This is a genomic window from Streptomyces sp. NPDC102259 (assembly GCF_044766465.1).
Classification (GTDB): domain Bacteria; phylum Actinomycetota; class Actinomycetes; order Streptomycetales; family Streptomycetaceae; genus Streptomyces.
In genome coordinates this window covers 84,307-106,156 of record NZ_JBIWMA010000029.1, presented here as the reverse complement: position 1 = coordinate 106,156, position 21,850 = coordinate 84,307, and the positions used below count along the sequence as shown (strand labels likewise).

Sequence of the window (21,850 nt, the reverse complement as noted above, 5' to 3'; positions counted from 1 at the left end):
TCCCTGACCGACCGTGAACGCGAAATCCTCGTGGCCGTCGGCAAGGGCTGGACCAACGGGGAGATCGCCACCCGGTTCGTCCTGTCCGAGTCCACCGTCAAGACGCATGTCGGTCGTGTCCTGGCCAAGATCGGAGCCCGCGACCGCATCCAGGCCGTGATCTTCGCCTACGACCACGGCCTCGCCCGGCCCACCGCGGACTGAACCGACGAGCGGCGGCCCGGCAGCCGGTTCGACCTGCCGCGACACCGGCCGTGCGACAGCCCGCCGGTGCCGGGGACGCCCCGGCAGAGTTCCAGGCCGTATCCGTACCCCCGCGGGGTGGCGATGCGCGGCAGACTGCTGGGGTGGACCGAGGCATCCGCGGCCTGCGCGAGCCGGCGGCGCCGGACGGCCATAGTGACGTCGAGGGGCTTGGTCGAGCCCTGGTCGCGCCGAACCGGTTCTCGTCCCGGACCTCCGCCATCAGGGCTTCCGGGGAGACCGTCTCCCCCGTTCAGATGAGTTCGGGCTGCGGTTCCGGTTGCCGTTCTGGTGCGGTCCTCGATTCCCACAGTGCGGTGGTCCGGACGTAGCCGTAGACCACTGAGGTCATCGCCAGCACGAGAAGGGGTCCGGCCACCCACGGGTGCCTGGCCATCTCCAACGGCAAGAAGCGATAGGACAGCAAGAGCGCGACGAAGACCGTCGCACCGTAGGCGACCAGCCGGATCCCTGATCGATCCCAGCCGCGGTCGAACGAGCGCAGAGCTGCCTCGATCGTATACGTGAACACCACTCCGGCAATGAGATCCACTCCGTAGTGGTAGCCGAATCCCAGCGTTGCGGTGAGCGTGGCAATCAGCCAGAACACGCCCGCGAATCGCAGAATCCTTGGGCCCTTCCGGGAATGAATGAAGATCGCCGTAGCCCACGCCGTATGCAGGCTCGGCATGCAGTTGCGCGGGGTGATCTCGTCGAACGGCATGTGGTGCGGAACATTGATCGGCGACGGCGTGATCGGCCACAGGTCGGCCACCGCCCACTGCTCGCTGGGCGCCATCGTCGGGGACCACAGGCTGACCGACGCCCAGTGCTCGGCGCCGGTGCCGTAGGCGAAGACCGGCCCGACCACCGGGAAGATCATGTAGATGGCCGGACCGAGGAGGCCGATCACCAGAAAGGTGCGCACCAGATGGTGTCGCGGGAAGCGACGCTCGACCGCCACGCTGCGCAGTTGGTACAACGCGACGATGACCGCGGCCACCGCGAGCTGGCCGTAGACGACGTCGAGAAAGTTGAAGCCGATCGAGCCGGTGGCAGTGACGATGCGGCCGACCAGCCACGACGGTTCACCCAGCGCGTGATCGGCGGTCGCCACGTACTGGTCGAGCACCGAGGGGCGGGTCTTCGAGGTGATGACCAGCCAGATGTCGCCGGTCTTGCGGCCGGCCACCAGCAGCAGGCCCAGCCCGACGCCCTTCAGCAGCAGAACGCGCTCTCCGCCGGTACGGCGCGTGACGGCGATGACCGCACAGCCCAGCATGACCCACAACGCACCGTTGCCGAACGGGTGGCCGCCGGTCACCTTGGCGTCGACCGCCCACCGGACCAACGCGAAAGCGGCGTCGATACCGAGCGCGGTCCCCACCGCGATGAAACGTTGCCGCCAGGTGAGGACCACCATCATCAACGTCAAACTGGCGTACAACAGGAAACCCGATTTGGGCGGGAATATCAGCTCCCCCACCTGGTTGCTGATCGGCCCCGGCAGGCCACAGCGCCGCGCCGCGCCCTCCAGAGCGATGAGGAACACGAGGGCTACGACAGCCACCGCGGCCCACAGTATCGCCCGGGGATGACGCCCTACGGAGAGCGCGGTTCTGCCTTTTATTCGCGAAAGCGCCCGCAATGCTACATTTATCAATTGCCTGACCAATTTGCTCGATTTTGACTAACCACGTTACTTATCACGCCAGATGGCATGCTTTTCCGGCGAAGGACGAGTGATGGGGGGCGTTCATCGCGAGGTTCGAACATGTTAACGGAGTGGTGCGGGTGGGTTCCGCCGAAATGTGCATCGCCGAGCAGTGGTGAGACGCCGGTAGGGTGGCCCATCGTGGACGCGGGGGCAGGAAACGAGATGATTGCCGTCCCATCGGGACGGGTGACGCTGTCGGACCGGCGGACGCAGAGCAATTGGACGGTCGAGGTCGCGCCGTTTCAGATGTCGGCGTTCCCGGTCACTCAGTCTTGGTACGCGCTACTCACCGGCCGACGGCCGAGCAGCACCCGAGGCGAGCGGCTGCCGGTTGAGGGCGTTTCGTGGTGGGACGCGGTCCAGTTCTGTAACGCCTGGTCCCGGCGCGAGGGGCTGAAGCCGGCGTATGACCTGTGCGTCGACGACGCCACCGCCGAGTGGGACACCTCCGCGGACGGGTACCGGCTGCCGACCGAGGCCGAATGGGAGCACGCCTGTCGTGCGGGGACCACTGGCGCGCGGTACGGCCGGCTCGACGAGATCGCCTGGTACCAAGGCAACTCTGATGGGCGGATCCATGCCGTCGGGGGCAGGCAGCCCAACGCGTGGGGTCTGCACGACATGCTGGGCAACGTGTGGGACTGGTGCTGGGACGTCTACGACGCCGAGGTGTACGGCACCTATCGGGTGCTCCGCGGAGGTGGATGGGCCGACGAGCACTGGAGCTGCCGGGCGTCGGTGCGGCGGCGCAGCCACCCGACCTTCCGGATCGACGACGTGGGATTCCGCGTCGCGCGCTCCGAAACGGCCCGGCAAGCGGGTGCGACCGGCTCCGACGTCGGGTGACATGCCCTCGTTGAAGCGAATACGCCGCTCCGTCCGTCCGGCGAGGGCAAGACGTGTGCGACCCAGGGGATGACATCCCCTGGGTCCGCCGACTGGCGCCGCGCAGAAGAGGAAGATCGTCGAGCGCACCACCGACCTGTACGCGGAGATCCACGGGGAGCGGGGCCGCGCCAACACCGTCGTGCTGATCGACGAGGTCGCCGACGGCGGCTGGGGCTTCGGCGGCAACGTCCTGACCGCCGCCATGCTCAACGGCGACGCCTGACCTGCACCCTCTGTGTGGGGCCCGGCGCGGTGTAGGTCACGACCGGGCAACAGACACAGCTCGGGCAGGCTAGAACAGCCGGGCAGGGGCACACGGTTTCTGCGGCACCGGTTGGAGCCGCTTCCCTCGAAGAAATGAGAAACCCGTGTACATAGGCCTGGGTACCGTCGTCCTCATCATCGTCATCGTCGCCGTCGTCATGATGCTGCGCCGCGGCTGACTCACAACCGCCGCTCTGCACGGTCAGCGATGAACCCCAGCCCGCCCCGAATTCTCCTTCTCCGGGCGGCCTCAGCACTGCCTTGTCCTGCACCACCGGCTCTGCCCTTTCGCGACTTTCCTCCGGTGTGGTCCGAGGGACCGAAGCCCGCGTGGCCTCGGTCCCTCAGCCGTACGTAGGGCGCAATGCGCAATGACCTGTCGTCCGTCCGACCCAGGCGCGCCGGCGTCCGGCCCGACGGCCAGTGCGTCCTGACCGAACGCCTCCGTGACCTGATCACAAGTACCAGGCGCCGCTTGACCTTACCGCCGGCGGCAGGGTTGAACGATGACCGGCATGGACAGCAACACCGCACCCCAGACCCGCACGATCGTCGCCGTCACCGGGGCCGGCACCGGGATCGGCCGGGCCACCGCCCGCGCCTTCGCCGCAGAGGGCGCCCATGTCCTCGCCGTCGGCCGACGGGCCGAACCGCTGAACGAGACTGCCGCCGGGCACGACCGAATCACCCCGCTGGCCGCCGACATCACCGCCGACGGCCGGCCCGAGCTGATCGTACGGACCGCGTTGGAGATGCACGGCCGACTGGACGTGCTGGTCAACAATGCCGGCATCGTGCACAGCGGTGCCCTCGGCACGCTCACGCCGGAGACAATCGTGCCGCAGATCGCCACCAACCTGATCGGACCCATCCTGCTGGCCCAGGCCGCGCTGCCGTCCTTGGAGGCGTCCCGCGGAGTGATCGTCAACGTGAGTACCTCGGTGGGGCAGCGGGCCTGGCCGGGCAACTCTGTTTACGCGGCGACCAAGAACGCGCTGGAACTGCTGACCCGTAGCTGGGCGGTCGAACTGGCACCTCGCGGGGTCCGGGTGGCGGCGGTCGCGCCCGGTGCGATCGCCACCCCGATCGCCAAGCATCAGGGACTGACACCTGAACGGATGGCCGCGGTACGGGAGTGGCAGTTGGCACACACCCCGCTGGGCCGGATCGGCCGACCGGAGGAGGTTGCCTGGGCGATCACCCAACTTGCCTCACCAGCCGCATCGTTCATCACCGGGGTGGTGCTCCCGGTCGACGGCGGGGCGGTCGTGGCGTGATAGGAATTGCACGGCGTGACAGGAGTTGCACTCGGGAGGGTGGAACGGGTGCGGATCGGTGAACTGGCCAAGGCGACCGGGGCAACCGCCCGTGCCCTGCGGCACTACGAGCAGGCGGGGTTGATCTCCTCGGAGCGGGCCCCCAATCGCTATCGCGTCTATGACGAGCGGATGGTGGTACGGGTCCGCAACATCCGCTACGTCCTGACCGCCGGGCTCACTCTGGACGACGTGCGGGTCTTCCTGCCGTGTCTGGACGGAGACATGACCACGGCGCCGCCGTCCGACAAAGCCATCCGGGTCGCGGCGGAGCGACTGGCGGTCCTCACCGAACGCATCGCCGCCCAGACGGCGGTCCGGGACCGCCTCCAGGCCGCACTGCGCCAGGCAACCAGTGACCGGATCCGGCCAGTGGCCTGACCGCCCGCCTCACTGCGGAAGTTCGTAAGTTCCCAACCGAAAGTGATCACGGGCGTCCTGCAGTGTGAGGGGTACCGTACGCCCCTCATCCGATCAGCGAGGAGCACCGGGCTGTGAACGTCGACATCGACCCGCTTGTACGCGACACCGCCGCCCAGTTGGGGGGTGGTGCTCCCTACGCGCTGAAGGCTCTGGCGGGCCGGCTGGCCGATGACCCCGACATGGGCCGGCCTTCGGGGCTGCCCGGTGTCCTCACCGTGACGGTCGACGGCGACATGTTCGAGGACTGCCCCGACCTGTCCGTCGGCTACATCCGTGAGCCGGACCGGATCGAGATCCGTTTCCTGCGACCGGTCCTCTCCGCCCAACCCCCCACCGGCGCCGAAGATCAGGGCCAGGAGCAGGGCCGGGACCAGGACCGGTCTGCCGATCCTGCCATCGCCGCGGTCACCGTACGGGAGGTCGCCGATGCCTGGCATCGCATCATCCGCCGGCTCCAGGACCACGCTCCCGACTCCTACGCTGCGCTGCACACAGGTGCCGACCCCGCCGCCCTTGCCGCCATGGAAGACGAGTTCGGGATCCGGATACCCATCGAGCTGCGCGTCCTGTGGCTACTGACCGCGGGCGACGACGGGGGCGACGGCTGGGGCTGCCTTCCGGGCAACAGGGCCCTCATGCCCCTGGATGCCGTAGCCGCCACCTACCGGCTGAAGATGGACTCCCAGACCCACCAGGACACCCTCAACGCCGACCGCTCCGAGGAGGAGCGGATCACCACGTGGAAGGCGACCTGGATTCCCGTTGTCGCCGCAGGCCCGGCTGACGGCACTTCGGGCCTGTACCTGGACGCCGCGACCGGCTACCTGGGCCGCTGGTCCCGCTACCACGAGTACCCCGACGAAGAACTCGACACGCTGGTCACCTACTTGGAAGAGGCTGCCGACATGCTCGAAGCCCCGGCTCTGGCCACCCGGGACAAGCCCGGCCTGATCGGTGGGGCGCTGGTGTGGCTCAGCAGTATCGACCCCGCCCAGGAAGACCGGTGGCAGCCTCTGCCCGGCTGAGGAGGATCACGCAGAACCCGTCGTCGCCCAGCAGACGCCACTGGGGTCAGGTCTGCTGCTCCATGCTGATGGCCTGGCGGAGTTCCTCGCTCGCCGCTCCCGGTTCCTGCCGCTGGATCTCCAGCAGTGCGGCGGCGATGGCGTCGAGTTTGCGCTGGATGGCGTGCTCGGCTCGCCGTTCGGAATTCTTGAGCAGTGCCAGGAGCAGCAGCGAGACGGCGGACATCGCCTCGCCCACCATCAGCAGCCACGGCGTGGGCAGCTTCAGGGCGTGCGCGGTGATCGCGGCGGCGACCAGAACGAGGCACACGCCGAAGAAGGCGGGAGAGCTGGTGAAGTTCGAGGCGTGCTCGGCCAGGCGCGTGAACCGGCCCGGCCGGTCGCCGTCCCGGTGCGCGGGGTGCTGAGGTGCCATCAGGTCGCCGGCGGTCTTCACGAGGCCGGCCGGTCGGCTGGAGCCCCCAGCGCCCATCCGGAGACATCGTCCAGCCGTCCACGCCACAGCGGAGCGGTCGCGGTCCCGGGCACGGACAGGAACGTGACGTCGACGAGGTGGATGAACCCGTGCAGTCCGTCGCCCGTGCCCGGCTCCGACGCGGCCTCCTTGAGGGCGGACCGGACGGTGTGCGCCAGATGTGCCATGTGGTCGGCCGCGTCTTCCGCTCCGGTGGCCGTCGACACCTCCCGCTCCCACCGGTCGGCCCACGTGCGAGAGCCGACCAGGTTGCCCGCGACGAACCCACCGGGCGTGGTCAGGCAGATCTTGAGGGCCGCCTCGGGCTGCGCGTCGACCAGCCGCAGCAGGATCTCCAGATGCGCGTCGATCGGCGGGAGCGCGGCACCGCTTTCGCTCACCACAGGTCCTCTCTGGTACGTGCTCGGGCCCTGCGGGCGGGCTTTGCAGCCCCGGGCCACGGGTGTCGGTTCACTGGGTGGTGAGCATGCCCTTGCGCAGGCGCTTCAGGGTGCCGGAGAGCAGGCGGGACACGTGCATCTGCGAGCAGCCGAGCCGTTCGCCGATCTGCGCCTGCGTCAGCTCCTCGACGAACCGCCAGTGGAGGATGTGCCGTTCACGCTCGTCGAGCTGGGCGAGCAGTGGCGCCAGCGTGTGGAAGTCCTCCACCAGTTCCATGGCCTGGTCGTCGGATCCGATGAAGTCGGCCAGGGCTGTCTCGCCGTCGGGGCCGCCGCCGATGGTGGCGTCCAGGGAGGCGGAGTTGTAGCCGTTTGACGCGAGCCGGGCCTCGATGACCTCCTCCTCGGTCAGGTCCATCAGCTCCGCCAGCTCCTTGACCGTGGGAGTGCGGCCCATACGGCTCTGGAGCTCCTCGGTGGCCTTCGCCAGCTGCACGCGCGCCTCTTGCAGGCGGCGCGGCACATGTACGGACCAGGAGGTGTCCCGGAAGAAGCGCTTGATCTCGCCGACGATGTACGGGATGGCGAAGGAGGTGAACTCCACCTCCCGGGATATCTCGAACCGGTCGATGGCCTTGATCAGCCCGATGACGCCGACCTGGACGATGTCCTCCATGCCGTCCGCACCGCCCCGGTTGCGGAACCGGCCGGCCGCGAAGCGGACCAGGGACATGTTCATCTCGATCAGGGTGTTGCGCGCGTACTGGTACTCGGGCGTGCCTTCCTCGAGCACCGCCAGCTTCGCGAAGAACAGCTTCGACAGGGTGCGGGCGTCCTTGGGCGCCATCTTGCTCGGTTCGGGGACCGCAGGCAGTGCCTCTGTCGTCTGCTCCTCGGCCGCTTTCGCGATCGTCGTCGTCATCTGTGATCTCCCCACCCTGGCGGTGCACTGCGTTCGAGCTGCTGTGGCCGCGTCTACCCCGTCACCCGCAGACCATGCACATGCCCGGAGGAGGTGCCTGAGCGGGCGGACGAGCTCGCCGCCGGACTGCGGCCCGAGGGGGTGGGGATAGCCTGGAATCGGGGTGCATTCAGGAGCTTTGTGGGTCTTCACGTGGTGTCGAACCGAATCGTCGCATCGTCGTCCGACCGTCGGCGCACCGCTCCACACCACCTGCCCGCTCGCACCACCTCACCTGCTTCCGCCGGCTCTCCTGCCCGTACCCCCTCTCCTGCTCTCCTTCCAATCCCCCTGTTGTGTTGGGAGTGTGCGATGGGCCTGCTGCCGGTCGAGATCAAGGTCAACATCGAGGGTGACGTGGCGGCCGCGTTCTCGGCCCTCCGCAGGTCACATGCTGCGATGACGGCGCGTCGAATCTGGTTCGCCGAGGACCGGGAGGGCGTCGAACAGGGGCGGGTGATGCTCCTGGACGGCGGCGTGATCGTGCGCTTCAGAAGCGGTGGGGGGGCAGCCGGCCGACCTGACCGTCAAGTTGCGTCCCTGTACCCGACAGCGCCTGGTCGGCCGGTTCTCCGCGCCCTTCGAGGTGGAGCCGCTCACGTACAGGATCGAGGAGGACTGGTCGGGGAACCACCGTTCGCTGGCCGCCTCCCTGGTGCACGCTCACCCGCTGGGGGCGCTGACGGGCGCGGTGGCGCAGGGGGCCGACCCCACCGTGCCGATCGACGCGGTGCAGGACCAGTTCCTGCACGCCTGCGCCCCCGCCGTCCAGCTCGACGGACTGGTCGCGCTGGGGCCGATCGCCTCGACCAAGGCCGACGAGGTTCCGCTCGACGACCTCAGCGTGGACCTGGAGGTGTGGTCGGTCGCCGGTCTGGAGTTCCTGGAGGCGTCGATCCGGGTGAAGCCCAAGGACGAGGACGATGCCGAGGAGTTCGCCGCGCGGGCCGAGCGCAAGCAGCGAAAGCTGGCGGACGCGGTGCGGGAGCGCGGGGTGACGCTCTCCGAGCACCCGGAGAACAAGACCATGCGTGTCCTCACCGCTTTGGCGGGGGCCGAGCAGGGCTGAGGGCGGCGCGGGAGCCGGCCCGTGTGGTCGCGGCTCAGGTGACGGTGACGCGGCCAGAGCGCGCGGCCAGCGGGAGGGCCATGGACACGCGGTCCCGGCCCTCCCGCTGACGCCCGCAGGCACTGACGCCCGAGGTACTGCACGCCCGCAGGCACTGCGTTCCGCGTCATTCCGCGTCAGGTGACGGAGTCGACCGCCGCTGCCGCGTCCACCTTCCCCGCGCCCCAGTCGTCGCTGGGCACGCCGCCGGTGAAGGCATCCAAGCGGGCCGAGCTGGTCAGGAGCAGGACGAGGTTGTCCTGGGTCAGCGTGGGACTCGATTGCAGCATGAGGGCACACACTCCGGTGAGGTGCGGTGCTGCCATGCTCGTGCCGGACATGGGCTGGTACTGGCTCATTCCCGAGGCGCCGACGAGTGCCGAGGTGATGGCCTGGCCCGGGGCGGCGAGTGTCGGCGCGTGGCGGCCGTCGCGCGTGGGGCCCCGGCTGGAGAAGGTGGAGAGGTTTCCCTGCCCCGCGCCCTTGGTGATGTAGGAGGCGGCGGTGACGACCTTCCGACTGGTGCCGGGTACGGAGATGGTCGTCTCGTCATTTCGGTGTGCGCCGATGAACTGGGGCACGGTCTGGCCCCTCTCGATCCAGGCGTGCCAGCGGCCGCTGTCGGCCACGGTCTGGCCGATGAGCGTCAGGCTCCAGGTGCCGGGCCGGATCGCTGTCTGGTTTCCGGGGCTCAGCTGGACGTAGATCCGGTTGTCGCCGTTCTGGGAGTGGTGCACGACGGAGTCGACGAAGGCCTTGTTGCCCCCGGGGAGGTCCAGCGCGTCGATCGTGGTGCCGGGGGCGACTTCGGCGCTCGCCGTGCCCTGAGGGGTGGAGATCCGCAGGGTGAGACGGTCGGCGCCGGAATACCAGATGTCCAGCGTGTCCGGTGTGTCGTCGCCGACGGGCACCAGGAACTGCACGACGTCGCTGCCTCCCTCCGTGAGCCGGCCCGTCGCGTGTACGCCGGCGTTCGCCGCGTTGCCCGCGGACTTCACCAGTGCGCGCCCCGGGGCGTTGAGCAGGTTGTCGATTCCGCGTTCCAGCAGGCTGGAGCCGTCGTGCGGTCCCAGGTTGTCGCCCTGGCTGATGTTGACGACCGCGGGCCGCCCGAGGGTCTCGGCGACCTTGAAGACGTAACCGACGGCCTCGAGCGTGGCCATGGAATCGCCCATGGCTTCCGTCGTCACCCTGTTGGCCACGACGACCAGATCCGCCTCGGGCGCTATGCCGACGAAGGTGAAGGCCGGTTTGCCGTTGCCGGCCGACGACCCGTCACCGGCGGCGATGCCCGCCACGTGGGTGCCATGGCCCACGTCGTCGTCCATGTGACGCACGATGCTCAGCGGGTTCGGAGCGCCCAACGCGCCGTCGATCGCGGAACGTTCGTATTCCACTCCGTGGCCGAACGGCGCCGGTGAGGACTCCCCCGCTTCCGGAGTGAGGTTCTGGTCCCAGATGCGCAGGATGCGGGTCTTGCCGGTGGGGTCCCGGAAGCAGCCGTGGCGCCAGTCGATGCCGCTGTCGACCACCCCCACGATGACACCGGCCCCGCGCAGTCCGGGCGGTCCGGTGTGCACCTTGTCGGCCTTGGTCTCGGGGACGGCGGCGTCCAGTTCCGGCAGGGTCGGGCGGGATGCCTCGACGTAGCTGACGGCCTCCAACTCGTCGAGCTCCGTGAGGCGGTCGATCCCGATCTCGGCGCCCACCACGTCCCCGGCCCGGGTGAGCACCGTCAGCCCCATCTGCTGGGTCAGCTCTCCCAGGTCGTCGAGGCCGTGCCCCTCGGCCATGCGCATCAGTACGCGCACACGGGGTGTCCTCACCCCTTCGGTCGTGAGCGCGAAACGGCCGGTGGACTCGAGGCCCGCCAGCTCCGCCGGGCCTTCCTCGGCCCGGGACGTCAGGAATTTCAGCCGTGAGTCGAGCATGAGCGGTCTTCTCTCTGGCGAGAACGCCGGCCCTTCACCTCGGAGGACGGGCGATCACTGTTTCTGTGGCCAGGCGCCCGTCTCGGGGTGGAGGGGTTCGGACAGCTCCACGTAGGCGACAAAGTCGACTTCCGTCAAGCGCCCGAGGTCGCCGGGGGCGACCGTCGCGGTCAGGACATCGCCCGCGGCCAAGCCCACCCGCGCGCCGGCTTCGGCGATCTGCCGGCGCTGTTCCTCACCGGGTTCCCCCTTCACCCGGATGAGCACCTGAAAGGGAGTGGGGCCGAGTGCCTCGTCGGCATTCGCCAGCGCACGCCGTGCGGCCGAACCGAGCTTGTCAGCGCGCATCTTCCCCACCTGCTCCAGTGAGCGGCCCGCGTCCGTACGAACTCGGTGCGCCGACTTCGTTCGCGGGCCGGCGACCCTTCGTGCCGCATTGCCTCTCATACCACCGTAGGCATCACCGGCATCGCCCGCCATTCCGCCGCCGACCACCTCGGGTGGCCGCCCTCAAGCCCCGAAGCGTAGTGCGGAAGCCTGCCGCACGGCCATGTCCTCTGTATGGAACGGGCGTTGAGAGCCGGGATGTGCCCGCTGACGCTTCCCGTTTGCCACGGACTTCCATCGGACGCATCGTAGGAAGCGGGAAGGACCCGCTGCACGGCTCTTGTTCAGCCGCGTCCGCTGTCCCCTTTCACCCCTACGTGCCGCACGGCCATGTGCGGTGCGACGAGGGAAGGTTCTCACGATGCCTGAAGTGTGGATGCCCCAAGCCCTCCAGATGGATATCGGCGACCATGCGCCCTACGACCCCGGGTTCCCCGCAAGGGCGATCGCGCACATCACCGGGGACCTGGAAGCCACCGCCCAGGCGCCCCTCGATCTGGTCCCCTTCGCCAACCTCAAGGGCTTCTTCACCGGCAGCGGCAGGAGTAAGGCTCCGCACATCCTCTGGGATCCCTTCACCGGGGCGTTCGCCCAGTTCTTCCCTGCCACTTCCCGCAGTAGGGCCGTGTTCGACGCGGACGGTGGTTTCCGTCCGAACCGGTCGGGCAGGGTCGTCCTCCAGGTCGAGGCCCTGTTCTTCCCGCACTGTCGCGTCAACGGACAGGCGTACGTAAGGCTGGTGGAGACTCCCTGCAAGGGCTGGGACGTCCTCAACGCGTGGTTCAGCTCCTGGGGCATACCGAACACCTGGCCCATGGGCCGTCCGACCTCTCTCTCCCGCAACACGTGTCCGGACGAGAAGTGGAAGTCGGAGGGCGGGTGGTACGCCCATGCCCAGGTGCCGGAGAACAAGCATGTCGACCCTGGCACTTGGCCGAAGTTCCCGTCGCAGCCGTCCGAACCACCGCCGGTGGGAACCCAGTTCGAACCGTTCCCCGGCGCGTCGTTCTTCCAGGCGGGACGCAGGTCGCCCATCATCGCCGCAATGCACGGCCGGCTCGTCGCCGAAGACTGCGACCGCTACACGTCCAGCACCGGTATCGACGTGTGGGGGCCGGGCGATGTGCGGTCCTACACCGCCTGGCAGCTGAAGCTGGGCCTCGAGGGCAGCGCTGCCGACGGCATCCCCGGCCGGTTCAGCTGGGACAGGCTGGGTGTTCCCAGAGTCTGAGCTTCAGCGAGTCTGAGCTTCAGCGGGAACGAGCGGCCTGAGCCGCGGAGACCCTGCGTTTCCATGGATTGCCGAGTTTGCGTGCGATTCTCATCAGGCGCATGGTGGAAACAGGGGCGACGGTAACGGTCAGCGGCGCTCGGGTTCATTCCGTCGGCCTTCTGCGCGCGGCGGGCCGTGTGCCCTGACGCTTCTGGCCCTCCTCACGGGCCTGTTGATAGGCGCCTAAGATCGTCTCCGCGGCACCGGACAGCGCTCCCTTGGTCTTGCCGCGGGCGCCGGACTCGGTGATCTTCTCCGTGAGTTCCGTGATCCCGGCCGGTTTACGCGGACCCGCCTCAAGGTCGAGACGGTTGCACGCCTCGGCGAAGCGCAGGTAGGTGTCGACGCTGGCGACGACGATCCGTATGTCGATCTTGAGGATTTCGATGCCGACCAGGGAGACGCGCACGAAGGCGTCGATCACCAGCCCCCGGTCGAGGATGAGTTCGAGGACGTCGTAGAGGCCGCTGGAACCGCCCCCGCCGCCCTGCTGTGTCGCCACGGTCATGACGGCCAACCCCCTTGTCCTGCTGTCCCTCGCCGTGATGCGGCTTACCTGTGCAGGTAGCCGCACAACCCGCGGCCAAACGCGGGTACGAGGCTTCGTCGGGGCGGGCCCTGACGGCGACCGCTCACGTACCGACGGGGGCGACGGCGCCGGGCAGGCCGTGGGAGCAGTTCCCTCCCGCGGCCGCCCTGGGGATGCGCATCCGGCGCAGCAGATCGCGAGTGAGGCGGGTGTCGAGTGTGGTGCGCCAGGTGACGTCGGGGTGCGTGGAGCGCAGGTGCGACAGCGCCCTGGTGCCGAGCCCGCAGCCGCGGAACGGTTCGTCCAGGACGACCTCGGTGATCACGCCCTGGGCGCACTCGTCGCAGGCGCGATAGGTCACCCGTCCGACCACCTTGCGGATGTGCACCATCAGCAGACACTCCTGACCGGCCTCTTCCGGGCAGGAGGACGGCAGCAGCTCGACGTCTCGGTAGGCCAGCAGCCTGCGGTGCCAGCGGCCCCCTCGGCGTCCGATGCGCCGGTGCCTTCCCTCGGCCGGTCGCGGTGAGACGCCGTCCCGTAGTCCAGGTCGGCCGTGCGTGTCGCTCGTGGCATACGTCTGGTTTCCCTGCATTCCATCGCGTGTGCCCGGTCCCACGGGCCTCATGCCCTCACGCCGCGAAAGCGTCATGAGGGCCGACGGCTGCCCTGGGCTCAGGCGCGTGCCTCGAGCGCCTCGAGCCCCTCGTGCCAGCGGGTACGGCGCTCCTCGTCGCGCTGCTCCCACCAGGGGGTGCCACGCTCGCCCAGAGCGACCTTCGCCAGCCGGTGGGCGACGGCATATCGGGGAAGCCACGGGGCGCCGGCCCGGGGCCTACTTCACGGACCCCGCCATGACTCCCTGAACGAAGTGCCGCTGGAAGGCGAAGAACACGGCCACCGGGACGATCAGGGACAGGAACGCCCCCGGCGCGAGCACATCGATGTTGCTGCCGAACTGCCGTATCTGCGACTGGAGTTCCACGGTCAGCGGCTGTGACGAGCTGTCGGCGAACAGCAGGGCCACCAGCATGTCGTTCCACACCCACAGGAACTGGAAGATGGCCAGGCTCGCCAGGGCGGGCCGTCCCACGGGCAGCACGAGCCGGGTGAAGATGCGCCATTCGTCGCCCCCGTCCATACGGGCCGCCTCCAGCATCTCGCGCGGTATCTCGGCGAAGTAGTTCCGCAGCAGGAAGATCGCGAACGGCAGTCCGTACGAGACGTGGAAGAGGACGACGCCGGGAATCGTGCCGAACAGCCCCAGCTGGCCGAAGAGTTTGGCCACGGGCAGCAGGCCGATCTGCACCGGGACCACCAGGAGGGCGACCACGAGCAGGAAGAGGGCGTCACGGCCGGGGAAGTCCAGCCAGGCGAAGGCGTATCCCGCCAGCGCGGCGATCGTCACCACCAGGAACGTCGTCGGCACCGAGATCAGCACGGTGTTCCAGAACGCCTGTGTCATCCCGGCATTGCCCAGCAGCGAGGTGTAGTTGTCGAAGGACAGCTGCCCGGGGCTGGTGATCGCCGTCCACCAGCCGCCCTTGGCCGTGTCCTGCGCCGACCGCAGGGACGACACGAGCAGTCCGGCGAGCGGGGTGAGCCAGAGCAGTCCGATGACCACGAGGACGGCCTGCACCAGGCTGTTGCCGAGCCCGCGCCGAAGCGCACTGAGGTTCATCGCTGACTCCCTCGGAAACGACGGACGTTGAAGACCATGGCGGGGATCACCAGCAGCAGGAGCAGAACACCGAGGGCGCTGCCCAGGCCCTGGTCGTTGCCGCCGCCGAAGGACACCAGCCACATCTGGGTGGCCAGCACGGTGGCGTCCTCCTGCACCGGTCCCGGCGCGATGATGTAGACGAGGTCGAACACCTTCATCACATTGATGACGAGGGTCACGAAGACCACCGTCAGCACGGGCGCCAGCAGCGGCACGGTGATCCGGCGGAACACCTGCCACTCGCTGGCGCCGTCCATCCGCGCCGCCTCGAGCGAGTCGCGCGGCAGCGTGGACAGGCCCGCGCCGATGAGCACCATGGCGAACCCGGTCCAGATCCACAGGTAGGCGCCGATGATCGCCGGGGTGACCAGTGCCGGGCCGAGCCAGGAGACGCCGTCGTAGGGCTGGGCGAAGTTCGAGCCGGGGAGGGTGACGGTGTACGAACCCGCCTTCAGGCCGGGGAAGCGGAAGGAGCCGTCGGCCGCGGTGGTGGTGCTCGCGACGGTCTTCCCGTCGCGCGCCGCCTCGACCTTCATCTTCGGCAGCCCGCTCTCCTGGCGGTCCACCGCGCCCTGTTCCCCTCCCCCGCCGGGGGTGAAGTCCAGGTAGACGACTCCGCGCAGTTCGTCGGGGCCGGCCGTGCGGGCGGCCGCCGTGTAGGCCGGTTCCGCGCCCGCCGGCAGCTCCTTGGGCGCGACGCCGACCAGGCCGAGGGCGACCGTGTCGCCGGGTGACACGGTCGTGCCCGTGCGGTACGAGCCGCCGGCGCCCTGGGTCAGGCCCGCTCCGTCACGGGCGCGGGCGGTCGGGTAGGCGGCGGTGTCCTGGAAGGCGTCGTGGACGCCGACGGCCGCCGCGTTCAGGACGCCCTTGTCGGGGTCCTCGTCGTAGGCGAGCCGGAAGATGATGCCCGCGGCCAGGAAGGAGACGGCCATGGGCATGAAGAGCAGCAGCTTGAACGCCGTGGCCCAGCGGATCTTCTCGACGAGCACGGCGAGGACCAGGCCCAGGCCGGTCAGCAGGGTCGGCGCCACGACCACCCAGACGGCGGTGTTGCGTACGGCTTTGAGGGTGGCCGGGTCGCGGAACATCTCGGTGTAGTTGTCGCCGCCCACGAACCGCGTCCCGGAGGCGTCGAAGAAGCTGCGGCCGACCGAGAACAGCACGGGGTAGACGACGAGGGCGCCGAGCAGGAGCAGCGCGGGGAGGATGAAGAGCAGGGCGACGGTCCTGCCCCGCCGCCGGGCGCGCCGCTTGCGGGCGACGAGCGCGGCGGCGGGTGGTGCGGGCGTCTTCGTGAGCGTGGCGGTCATCGCCGGTCAGCCCTTGTAGGCCTTGGCCGCGGCGGTTTCCAGCTGGGCCGCGGTGGCCTTCGGGTCGGACGGGTCGCGCAGGAAGTCCTGGAGGATCTTCCACTCGCCGGCGCCCTTCGTCCCGCCGAACGCGGCCGGGGCCTGGTCCGACATGTCGAAGCGGACGGAGTCCCCTGCGGCGATGAGCGACTTGGCGGTGGTGCGGGTGACGTCGTCCCCGTAGGAGGCGAGGTCGAGCTTCTTGTTCGGGGAGAGGAAGCCGCCCGTCTCGGCCCATACGGCGGCGGCCTCCGGGGTGGCCAGGTACTCCAGGAGCGCCATGCCGGCCTTGGTGTTCTTGCCGTCCTTGAGGACGACGGCCGCGTCGCCGCCGCTGACCACGGGTGCCGCGCCGCCGCCGACGGGCGGGAACGCGAAGAAGTTCGCGTCCTCGCCGATCTTCCGGCCGAACTGGTCCTTGGCGACGCCTGCGACGAAGTCGCCCTCGTAGACCATGCCCGCCTCGGGCTCGGGCCCGAAGACCTTCTCGACGGAGCCCGGGAAGTCGGTGTTGAGGGCGCCCTTCTGGCCGCCCGCGAGGAGCTGCTTGTCCTGGAAGAGCTTGCCGAGCGTGGTGAGGGCGTCGACCACGCTCTGGTCGGTCCACTTCAGTTCGTGGGCGGCGAGGGCGTCGTACTTCTCGGGGCCGGCCTGGGAGAGGTAGACGTTCTCGAACCAGTCGGTGAGCGTCCAGCCGTCCTGGCCCGCGACGGAGAAGGCGGCGAGGCCCGAGTCGGACACGGTCCGCCCGGCCTTCAGCATCTCGTCGTAGGTCTTCGGCGGCTGGACGCCGGCCTGGTCGAGGGCGGCGGGGCTGTACCAGACGGTCGACTTGTGGGCGGCCTTGAAATAGAGGCCGTAGAGGGTGCCCTTGACGCTGCCGTAGTCCTTCCAGACGGGCGCGTAGTTGGCGGCGACGGACTTCTGGGTGGTGGACGACAGCGGCTTGAGCCAGCCGTTGCCGGCGAACTGCTGGAGCACGCCCACCTGCGGGACCATCACGACGTCGGGGGCGTTGCCGCCTTCGATCTTGCTGCCGACCACGGTGGAGACGTTGTCGCCGGTGGACACGAACTGGGTCTTGGCGCCGGTCTTCTCGGTGAACGCCTCCAGCACCTTCTGGAAGTTCTTCTGCTCGGCGCCGGACCAGACGCCGGCCACGGTGACCGTCTGGCCGTCCAGCGACTTGTCGCCGCCGCCCGCGGAGACGGGGTCGCCGCCTCCGCAGGCGGTCGCGCCGAGTGCCAGCACGAGGGCGGTGCAGCCGGTGAGCAGGGGGGTACGTCGTCGCATCATCGTCGATGTCCGTTCGGAGAAGGGGATTTGACGGGAAGGGCAGGGGGCGTGCTCAGGAGTCGGTGTCGTCACCGATCCACCAGGCGGCCGTGGAGCCGGGGAGCACCCCGGCCCCGCAGGGGCCGCTGGACAGCAGGGGGATGCCGGGAACGGGCGCCGGAGCGGGCGCCGTTCCGAAGTTGACGGCGCAGACCAGGCCGTCGCCGCGGGCGAAGGCGAGGACGCCGGGCTGGGTGTCCAGCCAGCGCAGCGAGCCCTCACCGAGCTGGGGCAGGGTGGCGCGCAGGTGGAGGCCGTCGCGGTACAGATGCCAGAAGGAGCGGGTGTCGGCCAGGGCGCGGTCGGTGGCGTACTCGGCGAAGTACTCGGGCTGCGGCAGCCAGGGTTTGGTGCCGTCGACGCCGGAGGTGAAGCCGAAGGGTGAGGCCTGGCCGGACCACGGCAGCGGTACCCGGCAGCCGTCCCGGATGCGGGCGCGGCTGCCGGTGCGGCGGAAGATCGGGTCGGTGAGCACGTCGTCGGGCAGGTCGACGACCTCGGGCAGACCCAGTTCCTCGCCCTGGTAGATGTAGGCGGCGCCGGGCAGCGCCAGCAACAGCAGGGCGGCGGCGCGGGCGCGGGCGGCGCCGAGGCCGCTGCCCTCGACGGCCGGCTCGCCGTAGCGGGTGACCGTGCGGACCTGGTCGTGGTTGTTGAGGACCCAGGTGACGGTCGACCCCGTTCCCGCGATGTCCTGCATGGCCTCGGTGATGACCTTGCGGAAGGCGTCGGCGTCCCAGGAGGCGCTCAGCAGGTCGAAGAAGAAGGCCTGGTGCAGTTCGTCGGGGCGGACGTAGAGCGCGTGTTCGCGGGCGGTCGGGACCGAGACCTCGCCGACCAGGAGCCGTTCGCGGCCGTCGTGTGCCGTGTACTCCTCGCACACCGCCCGCCAGCGCCGCCACACGTCGTGCACCTCGGGCTGGTTCCAGGCGAGCGGGTTGACGGAGTCGCGGGTGCGGGCGTCGGCCTCGGGGTCCGGCGAGTCGGGCAGCTCGGGGTGCTTGAAGAGGCCGGCGGCGACGTCGATGCGGAAGCCGTCGACGCCCCGGTCCAGCCAGAACCGCAGCGCGCCGTCGAAGGACGCGGCGACCTCGGGGTCGCGCCAGTTCCAGTCGGGCTGTTCGGGCGTGAACATGTGCAGGTACCACTGGCCGGGTCGGCCGTCCGCCTCGGTCACCCGGCTCCAGGCCGGGCCGCCGAACATGGCGTGCCAGTTGTTGGGCGGCTCGGCGCCGTCCGCTCCCCGCCCGTCGGCGAAGTGGAAGCGGGCCCGGGCGGGGCTGCCCGGGGCGGACGCCAGCGCCACCTGGAACCAGGGGTGCTCGCTGGAGCAGTGGTTGGGGACGATGTCGAGCAGCACCTTGACGCCCAGCCGCCGGGCGGCCGCCACCAGTCGGTCGAACTCGGCGAGGTCGCCGAAGAGCGGGTCGACGTCGCAGTAGTCGGCGACGTCGTAGCCGTGGTCGGCCTGCGGGGAGGGGTAGAAGGGGCTCAGCCAGATCCCGTCGACGCCCAGCTTCTTCAGATACGGCAGTCCGGCGCGCACTCCGGCGAGATCGCCGACGCCGTCGCCGGTGCTGTCCAGGAAGCTGCGGACGTACACCTGGTAGATCACTGCATCACGCCACCAGTGGTGCGTGTCGATGTGCTGGGAGCTCACCCGTTGACCTGTCTGTGCGGGCTGACTGTTATGCATGCATGTTAGGTAGGTGTTTCCGGAGGGTGTCAACGAACAGGCAGCAGTCATCTGACAGAGCGGGTCGACATACGCGGACTTACCGGGGCAAATCGCACCCGGCTGATACGTCGGCGTTACCTAACATGTAACTAGGGGAGATCGAGGTCGGCTGAGGGGCGTCAGCCGCGGCGGGAGATGTCCGCCAGCTCCCGGGCCAGCCGTCGCACCGCCGCCTCGGGCGTCGAGTGCCCGGACATCGCGTCGTGCACGACCGCCTGCACCACCATGCTGACCTGGTCGTAGCGGGGGCTCTTGGGGCGCGGTGCGGCCGTCAGGACGCTCGCGCGCAGGGTCGGCAGATACGGGAACCGGCGCACCAGCTCCGGGTCCTCGTACAGATCCGCGCGTACGGGCGGCAGCGCGCCCCGGGTGAGCACCTGGCGCTGGACGCCCTCGCTGGTGAGGTACGCGATCAGACGCGCGGCGGTGTCGGGGTGCTCGGCGTGCGTGTTGACGGCGAGGTTGGAGCCGCCGAGCACGCTCGTCCCGGGCCCGTCGCGCCCCGGCAGCGGTACGGCGCCGACCTTGCCGGCGAGCGGGGACCCCGAGGCGGAGGCGCTGACGTACGCGTAGGGCCAGTTGCGCAGGAAGAGGAGGCGTCCGTCCTGGAAGGCCTGCCGGGACTCCTCCTCGGTGTAGGTCAGGGCCTCCTTCGGCACCCATCCGTCACGGACACCGCGGGCGAGGAATCCGATGCCCTCGCGGGCGGCCGAGTCGACGGTGACGCGGTCGCCCTCGTCGCCGAGGATCGTGCCGCCCGCCGAGTACACGGCCTCGGCCGCGTTGACGGTGAGGCCCTCGTAGGGCAGGAACTGCCCCGCGTAGCCGTCGAGTCCGTGCCGCGGCGCGATGGTCTTCGCGGCCCGCTCCAGTTCGGCCCACGTGCGGGGCGGTGGGACGCCCTCCGCGGCGAGGACGTCCTTGCGGTAGAGGAGCAGCCCGGCGTTGGTGACGTACGGGACGGCGTACAGCCGGCCGTCGTACGTCGCCGTGTCCACGACCGGCCGCAGGAAGCTGCCCAGCGGGAAGCGGTCACGCGGCAGCGGGCGGATCCAGCCGGCGGCGGCGAACTCCGAGGTCCAGGCGACGTCGATGTTGAGGACGTCGAACCGGCTGCGCGCGCCGCCGCGCAGATCGGTGATCATCTGGGCGCGCGACTCGTCCGCGGAGTCCGGCAGCTCGACGAGGGTGACCTTCTCGCCGGGGTGGGCGCGGTTCCAGCCCTGGAGCAACGGGCCGAGGTAGCCGGTGAGGTCGCCGGCGGTGGCGAGGGTGAGCGGTCCGCGCCCCTCCAGCCCGCCGGCCGCCCGGGCGCCGGACGCGCCGTAACCGGCCAGGACGACGGCGAGAACGAGGAGGCCCCTACCGGCGGCGCGTATCCACCGCATAGGTTCCTCCCTGTACACCGGCGCCGGGCACCCTCACCCGGAGTCAGAGGCTATGTATACCCGTTAGGTATGGGCGATACTAGGGCCTGGACCACAATACGAGGCTGCGAGGAGGACAGCACGAGTGCGCCTGCCCCTCCTGGCCCTGCTGGCACGCGGCCCGGCCCACGGCTACGAGCTCAAGCAGGACCTTGAGCGACTCCTGGGCGCCGCGTACCCTCAGCCGAACATCGGCCAGATCTACGTGACTCTGAGCCGCCTCGAGAAGACGGGGCTGATCGAGGGCGAGGAGGTCGAGCAGTCGAGTCGGCCCAACAAGAAGATCTACCACCTCACCGACGCCGGGCAGGAAGCACTGCGCGTCTGGTACGAGGAGACGGCGGACGAACCGCGGTTGCGGGACGAGTTCTACATGAAGCTCGCGCTCGCCCCGCAGACCGGTCTCGCCGACCAGATCGCCCTGATCAACAAGCAACGACGCCACTACCTGAACACCATGCGCACCCTGTCGAAGCTCGTGACGGGCGAGAACCGCGACAACCGGACGGCCCGACTGCTCATCGAGGGCGCCATGCTGCACCTGCAGGCCGACCTCGACTGGTTGGAGCGCTGCCAGGAAGAACTGGAGGAGCCGGAGTGAAGGACGACGACGCCCCTACTCCTGCGCTGCGGGCCGAGGGCCTCGTGAAGACCCACCATGGCGAGGGCGCGCCCGCCCATGCCGTACGGGGGGTGGACCTGTGCGTACGGCAGGGCGAGTTCGTGGCCGTCACCGGTCCCTCCGGCGCCGGGAAGTCGACGCTGCTGCATCTGCTCGGCGGCCTCCAGCGGCCGGACAGCGGCAGCATCTGGCTGGACGGCGCGTGTACGGACGGCTACGGCGAGGCGCAGTGGGCCGTGGCGCGCAGGCGCCGTATCGGCGTCGTCTTCCAGTTCTTCAACCTGGTCTCCAACCTGTCCGTCGCGGACAACGTCGAACTGCCCGCGCTGCTGGCCGGGGTCTCCCCCAAGCGGGCCCGCGCGGAGCGGGAGGAGCTGCTGGCCGAGCTCGGCCTGACGGGCAAGGAGCGGAGCATGCCCGGCGAGCTGTCCGGCGGCGAACAGCAGCGGGTGGCGCTGGCCCGCGCCCTGGTGAACCACCCTCCCCTGCTGCTCGCGGACGAGCCCGCGGGCAGCCTGGACAGCAAGGGCACCCGCGAGGTGACCCGGCTGCTGTCCCGGTTCCACCAGCGCGGTCAGACGATCCTCCTGGTCACCCATGACGCGCGCATGGCGAGCACCGCGGACCGGGTGATCAGCTTCTTCGACGGCCGGATCGCCGACGACGCGGCGCTGGACGGCACGCCGTCCCTCGGCAAGGGGATATCCGCCGTACTGGAACTGAAGGACTGACC

The 21,850-nt window shown here is 69.7% G+C and carries 23 protein-coding genes; 10 read left to right on the top strand and 13 right to left on the bottom strand.

Annotated features, from left to right (window positions below):
• A partial coding sequence (locus ACIRPU_RS39165; RefSeq protein WP_403876370.1) for a response regulator transcription factor occupies positions 1 to 204 on the top strand: 204 nt, incomplete at its 5' end.
• Between the two features lie 292 nt (positions 205 to 496).
• On the opposite strand, the gene ACIRPU_RS39160 is transcribed toward ACIRPU_RS39165, so the two are convergent.
• The gene (locus ACIRPU_RS39160; RefSeq protein ID WP_403876383.1) at positions 497 to 1,828 is read right to left on the bottom strand and encodes a phosphatase PAP2 family protein; all 1,332 of its coding nucleotides are present in this window, start codon (positions 1,826 to 1,828) and stop codon (positions 497 to 499) included.
• A gap of 294 nt (positions 1,829 to 2,122) precedes the next feature.
• On the opposite strand from ACIRPU_RS39160, the gene ACIRPU_RS39155 reads away from it, so the two are divergent.
• The 5 genes from ACIRPU_RS39155 (at position 2,123) to ACIRPU_RS39135 (ending at position 5,876) form a co-directional block, all read left to right on the top strand.
• Positions 2,123 to 2,806 (top strand): formylglycine-generating enzyme family protein, encoded by a 684-nt coding sequence (locus ACIRPU_RS39155; protein ID WP_403876367.1) that lies wholly within the window; start codon positions 2,123 to 2,125, stop codon positions 2,804 to 2,806.
• Between the two features lie 79 nt (positions 2,807 to 2,885).
• Entirely contained in the window at positions 2,886 to 3,071 is a 186-nt protein-coding gene (locus ACIRPU_RS39150; protein ID WP_403876380.1) for a tautomerase family protein, read from the top strand.
• A gap of 547 nt (positions 3,072 to 3,618) precedes the next feature.
• Positions 3,619 to 4,389: an SDR family NAD(P)-dependent oxidoreductase gene (locus ACIRPU_RS39145; RefSeq protein ID WP_403876365.1), complete on the top strand. Its 771-nt coding sequence runs from the start codon at positions 3,619 to 3,621 to the stop codon at positions 4,387 to 4,389.
• A 48-nt stretch (positions 4,390 to 4,437) separates the two neighbouring features.
• On the top strand, positions 4,438 to 4,809 hold the full coding sequence (locus ACIRPU_RS39140; protein ID WP_403876377.1) for a MerR family transcriptional regulator: 372 nt from the start codon (positions 4,438 to 4,440) through the stop codon (positions 4,807 to 4,809).
• Between the two features lie 113 nt (positions 4,810 to 4,922).
• A complete protein-coding gene (locus ACIRPU_RS39135; RefSeq protein ID WP_403876362.1) occupies positions 4,923 to 5,876 on the top strand; it encodes a hypothetical protein in 954 nt (317 codons plus the stop codon).
• Between the two features lie 46 nt (positions 5,877 to 5,922).
• Here the strand turns inward: ACIRPU_RS39135 and ACIRPU_RS39130 are convergent, their stop codons facing one another.
• The 3 genes from ACIRPU_RS39130 to ACIRPU_RS39120 form a co-directional block, all read right to left on the bottom strand.
• Positions 5,923 to 6,291: a low affinity iron permease family protein gene (locus ACIRPU_RS39130; RefSeq protein WP_384113660.1), complete on the bottom strand. Its 369-nt coding sequence runs from the start codon at positions 6,289 to 6,291 to the stop codon at positions 5,923 to 5,925.
• Between the two features lie 17 nt (positions 6,292 to 6,308).
• Entirely contained in the window at positions 6,309 to 6,731 is a 423-nt protein-coding gene (locus ACIRPU_RS39125; RefSeq protein ID WP_403876359.1) for a hypothetical protein, read from the bottom strand.
• Positions 6,732 to 6,801: 70 nt separating this feature from the next.
• Positions 6,802 to 7,653 carry an RNA polymerase sigma factor SigF gene (locus tag ACIRPU_RS39120; protein ID WP_385567291.1) on the bottom strand — a complete coding sequence of 284 codons (852 nt, stop codon included), beginning with the start codon at positions 7,651 to 7,653 and terminating at the stop codon, positions 6,802 to 6,804.
• Between the two features lie 538 nt (positions 7,654 to 8,191).
• On the opposite strand from ACIRPU_RS39120, the gene ACIRPU_RS39115 reads away from it, so the two are divergent.
• Positions 8,192 to 8,761, top strand: coding sequence for a hypothetical protein (locus ACIRPU_RS39115; protein WP_403876356.1), 570 nt, complete (start codon positions 8,192 to 8,194; stop codon positions 8,759 to 8,761).
• A gap of 176 nt (positions 8,762 to 8,937) precedes the next feature.
• On the opposite strand, the gene ACIRPU_RS39110 is transcribed toward ACIRPU_RS39115, so the two are convergent.
• Both ACIRPU_RS39110 and ACIRPU_RS39105 read right to left on the bottom strand, forming a co-directional pair.
• Positions 8,938 to 10,731 carry a S8 family peptidase gene (locus ACIRPU_RS39110; protein WP_403876353.1) on the bottom strand — a complete coding sequence of 598 codons (1,794 nt, stop codon included), beginning with the start codon at positions 10,729 to 10,731 and terminating at the stop codon, positions 8,938 to 8,940.
• Between the two features lie 54 nt (positions 10,732 to 10,785).
• On the bottom strand, positions 10,786 to 11,079 hold the full coding sequence (locus ACIRPU_RS39105; RefSeq protein ID WP_403876350.1) for a hypothetical protein: 294 nt from the start codon (positions 11,077 to 11,079) through the stop codon (positions 10,786 to 10,788).
• Between the two features lie 400 nt (positions 11,080 to 11,479).
• On the opposite strand from ACIRPU_RS39105, the gene ACIRPU_RS39100 reads away from it, so the two are divergent.
• The gene (locus tag ACIRPU_RS39100; protein ID WP_403876347.1) at positions 11,480 to 12,349 is read left to right on the top strand and encodes a peptidoglycan-binding protein; all 870 of its coding nucleotides are present in this window, start codon (positions 11,480 to 11,482) and stop codon (positions 12,347 to 12,349) included.
• 145 nt (positions 12,350 to 12,494) lie between these two features.
• Here the strand turns inward: ACIRPU_RS39100 and ACIRPU_RS39095 are convergent, their stop codons facing one another.
• The 7 genes from ACIRPU_RS39095 to ACIRPU_RS39065 all read right to left on the bottom strand — a co-directional run bounded on the left by ACIRPU_RS39095 (position 12,495) and on the right by ACIRPU_RS39065 (position 20,456).
• Positions 12,495 to 12,899 (bottom strand): gas vesicle structural protein GvpA, encoded by a 405-nt coding sequence (locus tag ACIRPU_RS39095; protein WP_355706373.1) that lies wholly within the window; start codon positions 12,897 to 12,899, stop codon positions 12,495 to 12,497.
• Positions 12,900 to 13,023: 124 nt separating this feature from the next.
• A complete protein-coding gene (locus ACIRPU_RS39090; RefSeq protein ID WP_403876344.1) occupies positions 13,024 to 13,515 on the bottom strand; it encodes a GNAT family N-acetyltransferase in 492 nt (163 codons plus the stop codon).
• A 240-nt stretch (positions 13,516 to 13,755) separates the two neighbouring features.
• Positions 13,756 to 14,601 (bottom strand): carbohydrate ABC transporter permease, encoded by an 846-nt coding sequence (locus tag ACIRPU_RS39085; protein ID WP_403876340.1) that lies wholly within the window; start codon positions 14,599 to 14,601, stop codon positions 13,756 to 13,758.
• Positions 14,598 to 15,956 carry an ABC transporter permease subunit gene (locus ACIRPU_RS39080; protein WP_403876337.1) on the bottom strand — a complete coding sequence of 453 codons (1,359 nt, stop codon included), beginning with the start codon at positions 15,954 to 15,956 and terminating at the stop codon, positions 14,598 to 14,600. The genes ACIRPU_RS39085 and ACIRPU_RS39080 overlap by 4 nt, the downstream gene beginning before the upstream one ends.
• 6 nt (positions 15,957 to 15,962) lie before the next feature.
• On the bottom strand, positions 15,963 to 17,291 hold the full coding sequence (locus ACIRPU_RS39075; RefSeq protein ID WP_385567275.1) for an ABC transporter substrate-binding protein: 1,329 nt from the start codon (positions 17,289 to 17,291) through the stop codon (positions 15,963 to 15,965).
• A gap of 52 nt (positions 17,292 to 17,343) precedes the next feature.
• The gene (locus ACIRPU_RS39070; RefSeq protein WP_403876334.1) at positions 17,344 to 19,026 is read right to left on the bottom strand and encodes a glycoside hydrolase family 13 protein; all 1,683 of its coding nucleotides are present in this window, start codon (positions 19,024 to 19,026) and stop codon (positions 17,344 to 17,346) included.
• A gap of 161 nt (positions 19,027 to 19,187) precedes the next feature.
• Complete coding sequence (locus ACIRPU_RS39065) at positions 19,188 to 20,456, bottom strand: ABC transporter substrate-binding protein (RefSeq protein WP_403876331.1); 1,269 nt, start codon at positions 20,454 to 20,456, stop codon at positions 19,188 to 19,190.
• Between the two features lie 124 nt (positions 20,457 to 20,580).
• Here ACIRPU_RS39065 and ACIRPU_RS39060 point away from each other — a divergent pair, with 124 nt between their 5' ends.
• A complete protein-coding gene (locus ACIRPU_RS39060) occupies positions 20,581 to 21,096 on the top strand; it encodes a PadR family transcriptional regulator (RefSeq protein ID WP_355706365.1) in 516 nt (171 codons plus the stop codon).
• Positions 21,093 to 21,848 carry an ABC transporter ATP-binding protein gene (locus ACIRPU_RS39055; protein ID WP_403876326.1) on the top strand — a complete coding sequence of 252 codons (756 nt, stop codon included), beginning with the start codon at positions 21,093 to 21,095 and terminating at the stop codon, positions 21,846 to 21,848. Before ACIRPU_RS39060 ends, ACIRPU_RS39055 begins: the two co-directional genes overlap by 4 nt.
• Positions 21,849 to 21,850: the final 2 nt, after the last annotated feature.

Bases quoted from the DNA above. Each gene is read 5' to 3' on its own strand.
- ACIRPU_RS39080 (WP_403876337.1), bottom strand. From the start codon at position 15,956: ATGACCGCCACGCTCACGAAGACGCCCGCACCACCCGCCGCCGCGCTC.
- ACIRPU_RS39145 (WP_403876365.1), top strand. From the start codon at position 3,619: ATGACCGGCATGGACAGCAACACCGCACCCCAGACCCGCACGATCGTC.
- ACIRPU_RS39090 (WP_403876344.1), bottom strand. From the start codon at position 13,515: ATGCAGGGAAACCAGACGTATGCCACGAGCGACACGCACGGCCGACCT.
- ACIRPU_RS39075 (WP_385567275.1), bottom strand. From the start codon at position 17,291: ATGATGCGACGACGTACCCCCCTGCTCACCGGCTGCACCGCCCTCGTG.
- ACIRPU_RS39065 (WP_403876331.1), bottom strand. From the start codon at position 20,456: ATGCGGTGGATACGCGCCGCCGGTAGGGGCCTCCTCGTTCTCGCCGTC.
- ACIRPU_RS39130 (WP_384113660.1), bottom strand. From the start codon at position 6,291: ATGGCACCTCAGCACCCCGCGCACCGGGACGGCGACCGGCCGGGCCGG.
- ACIRPU_RS39095 (WP_355706373.1), bottom strand. From the start codon at position 12,899: ATGACCGTGGCGACACAGCAGGGCGGCGGGGGCGGTTCCAGCGGCCTC.
- ACIRPU_RS39120 (WP_385567291.1), bottom strand. From the start codon at position 7,653: ATGACGACGACGATCGCGAAAGCGGCCGAGGAGCAGACGACAGAGGCA.
- ACIRPU_RS39085 (WP_403876340.1), bottom strand. From the start codon at position 14,601: ATGAACCTCAGTGCGCTTCGGCGCGGGCTCGGCAACAGCCTGGTGCAG.
- ACIRPU_RS39105 (WP_403876350.1), bottom strand. From the start codon at position 11,079: ATGCGCGCTGACAAGCTCGGTTCGGCCGCACGGCGTGCGCTGGCGAAT.
- ACIRPU_RS39110 (WP_403876353.1), bottom strand. From the start codon at position 10,731: ATGCTCGACTCACGGCTGAAATTCCTGACGTCCCGGGCCGAGGAAGGC.
- ACIRPU_RS39155 (WP_403876367.1), top strand. From the start codon at position 2,123: ATGATTGCCGTCCCATCGGGACGGGTGACGCTGTCGGACCGGCGGACG.
- ACIRPU_RS39070 (WP_403876334.1), bottom strand. From the start codon at position 19,026: ATGCATAACAGTCAGCCCGCACAGACAGGTCAACGGGTGAGCTCCCAG.
- ACIRPU_RS39100 (WP_403876347.1), top strand. From the start codon at position 11,480: ATGCCTGAAGTGTGGATGCCCCAAGCCCTCCAGATGGATATCGGCGAC.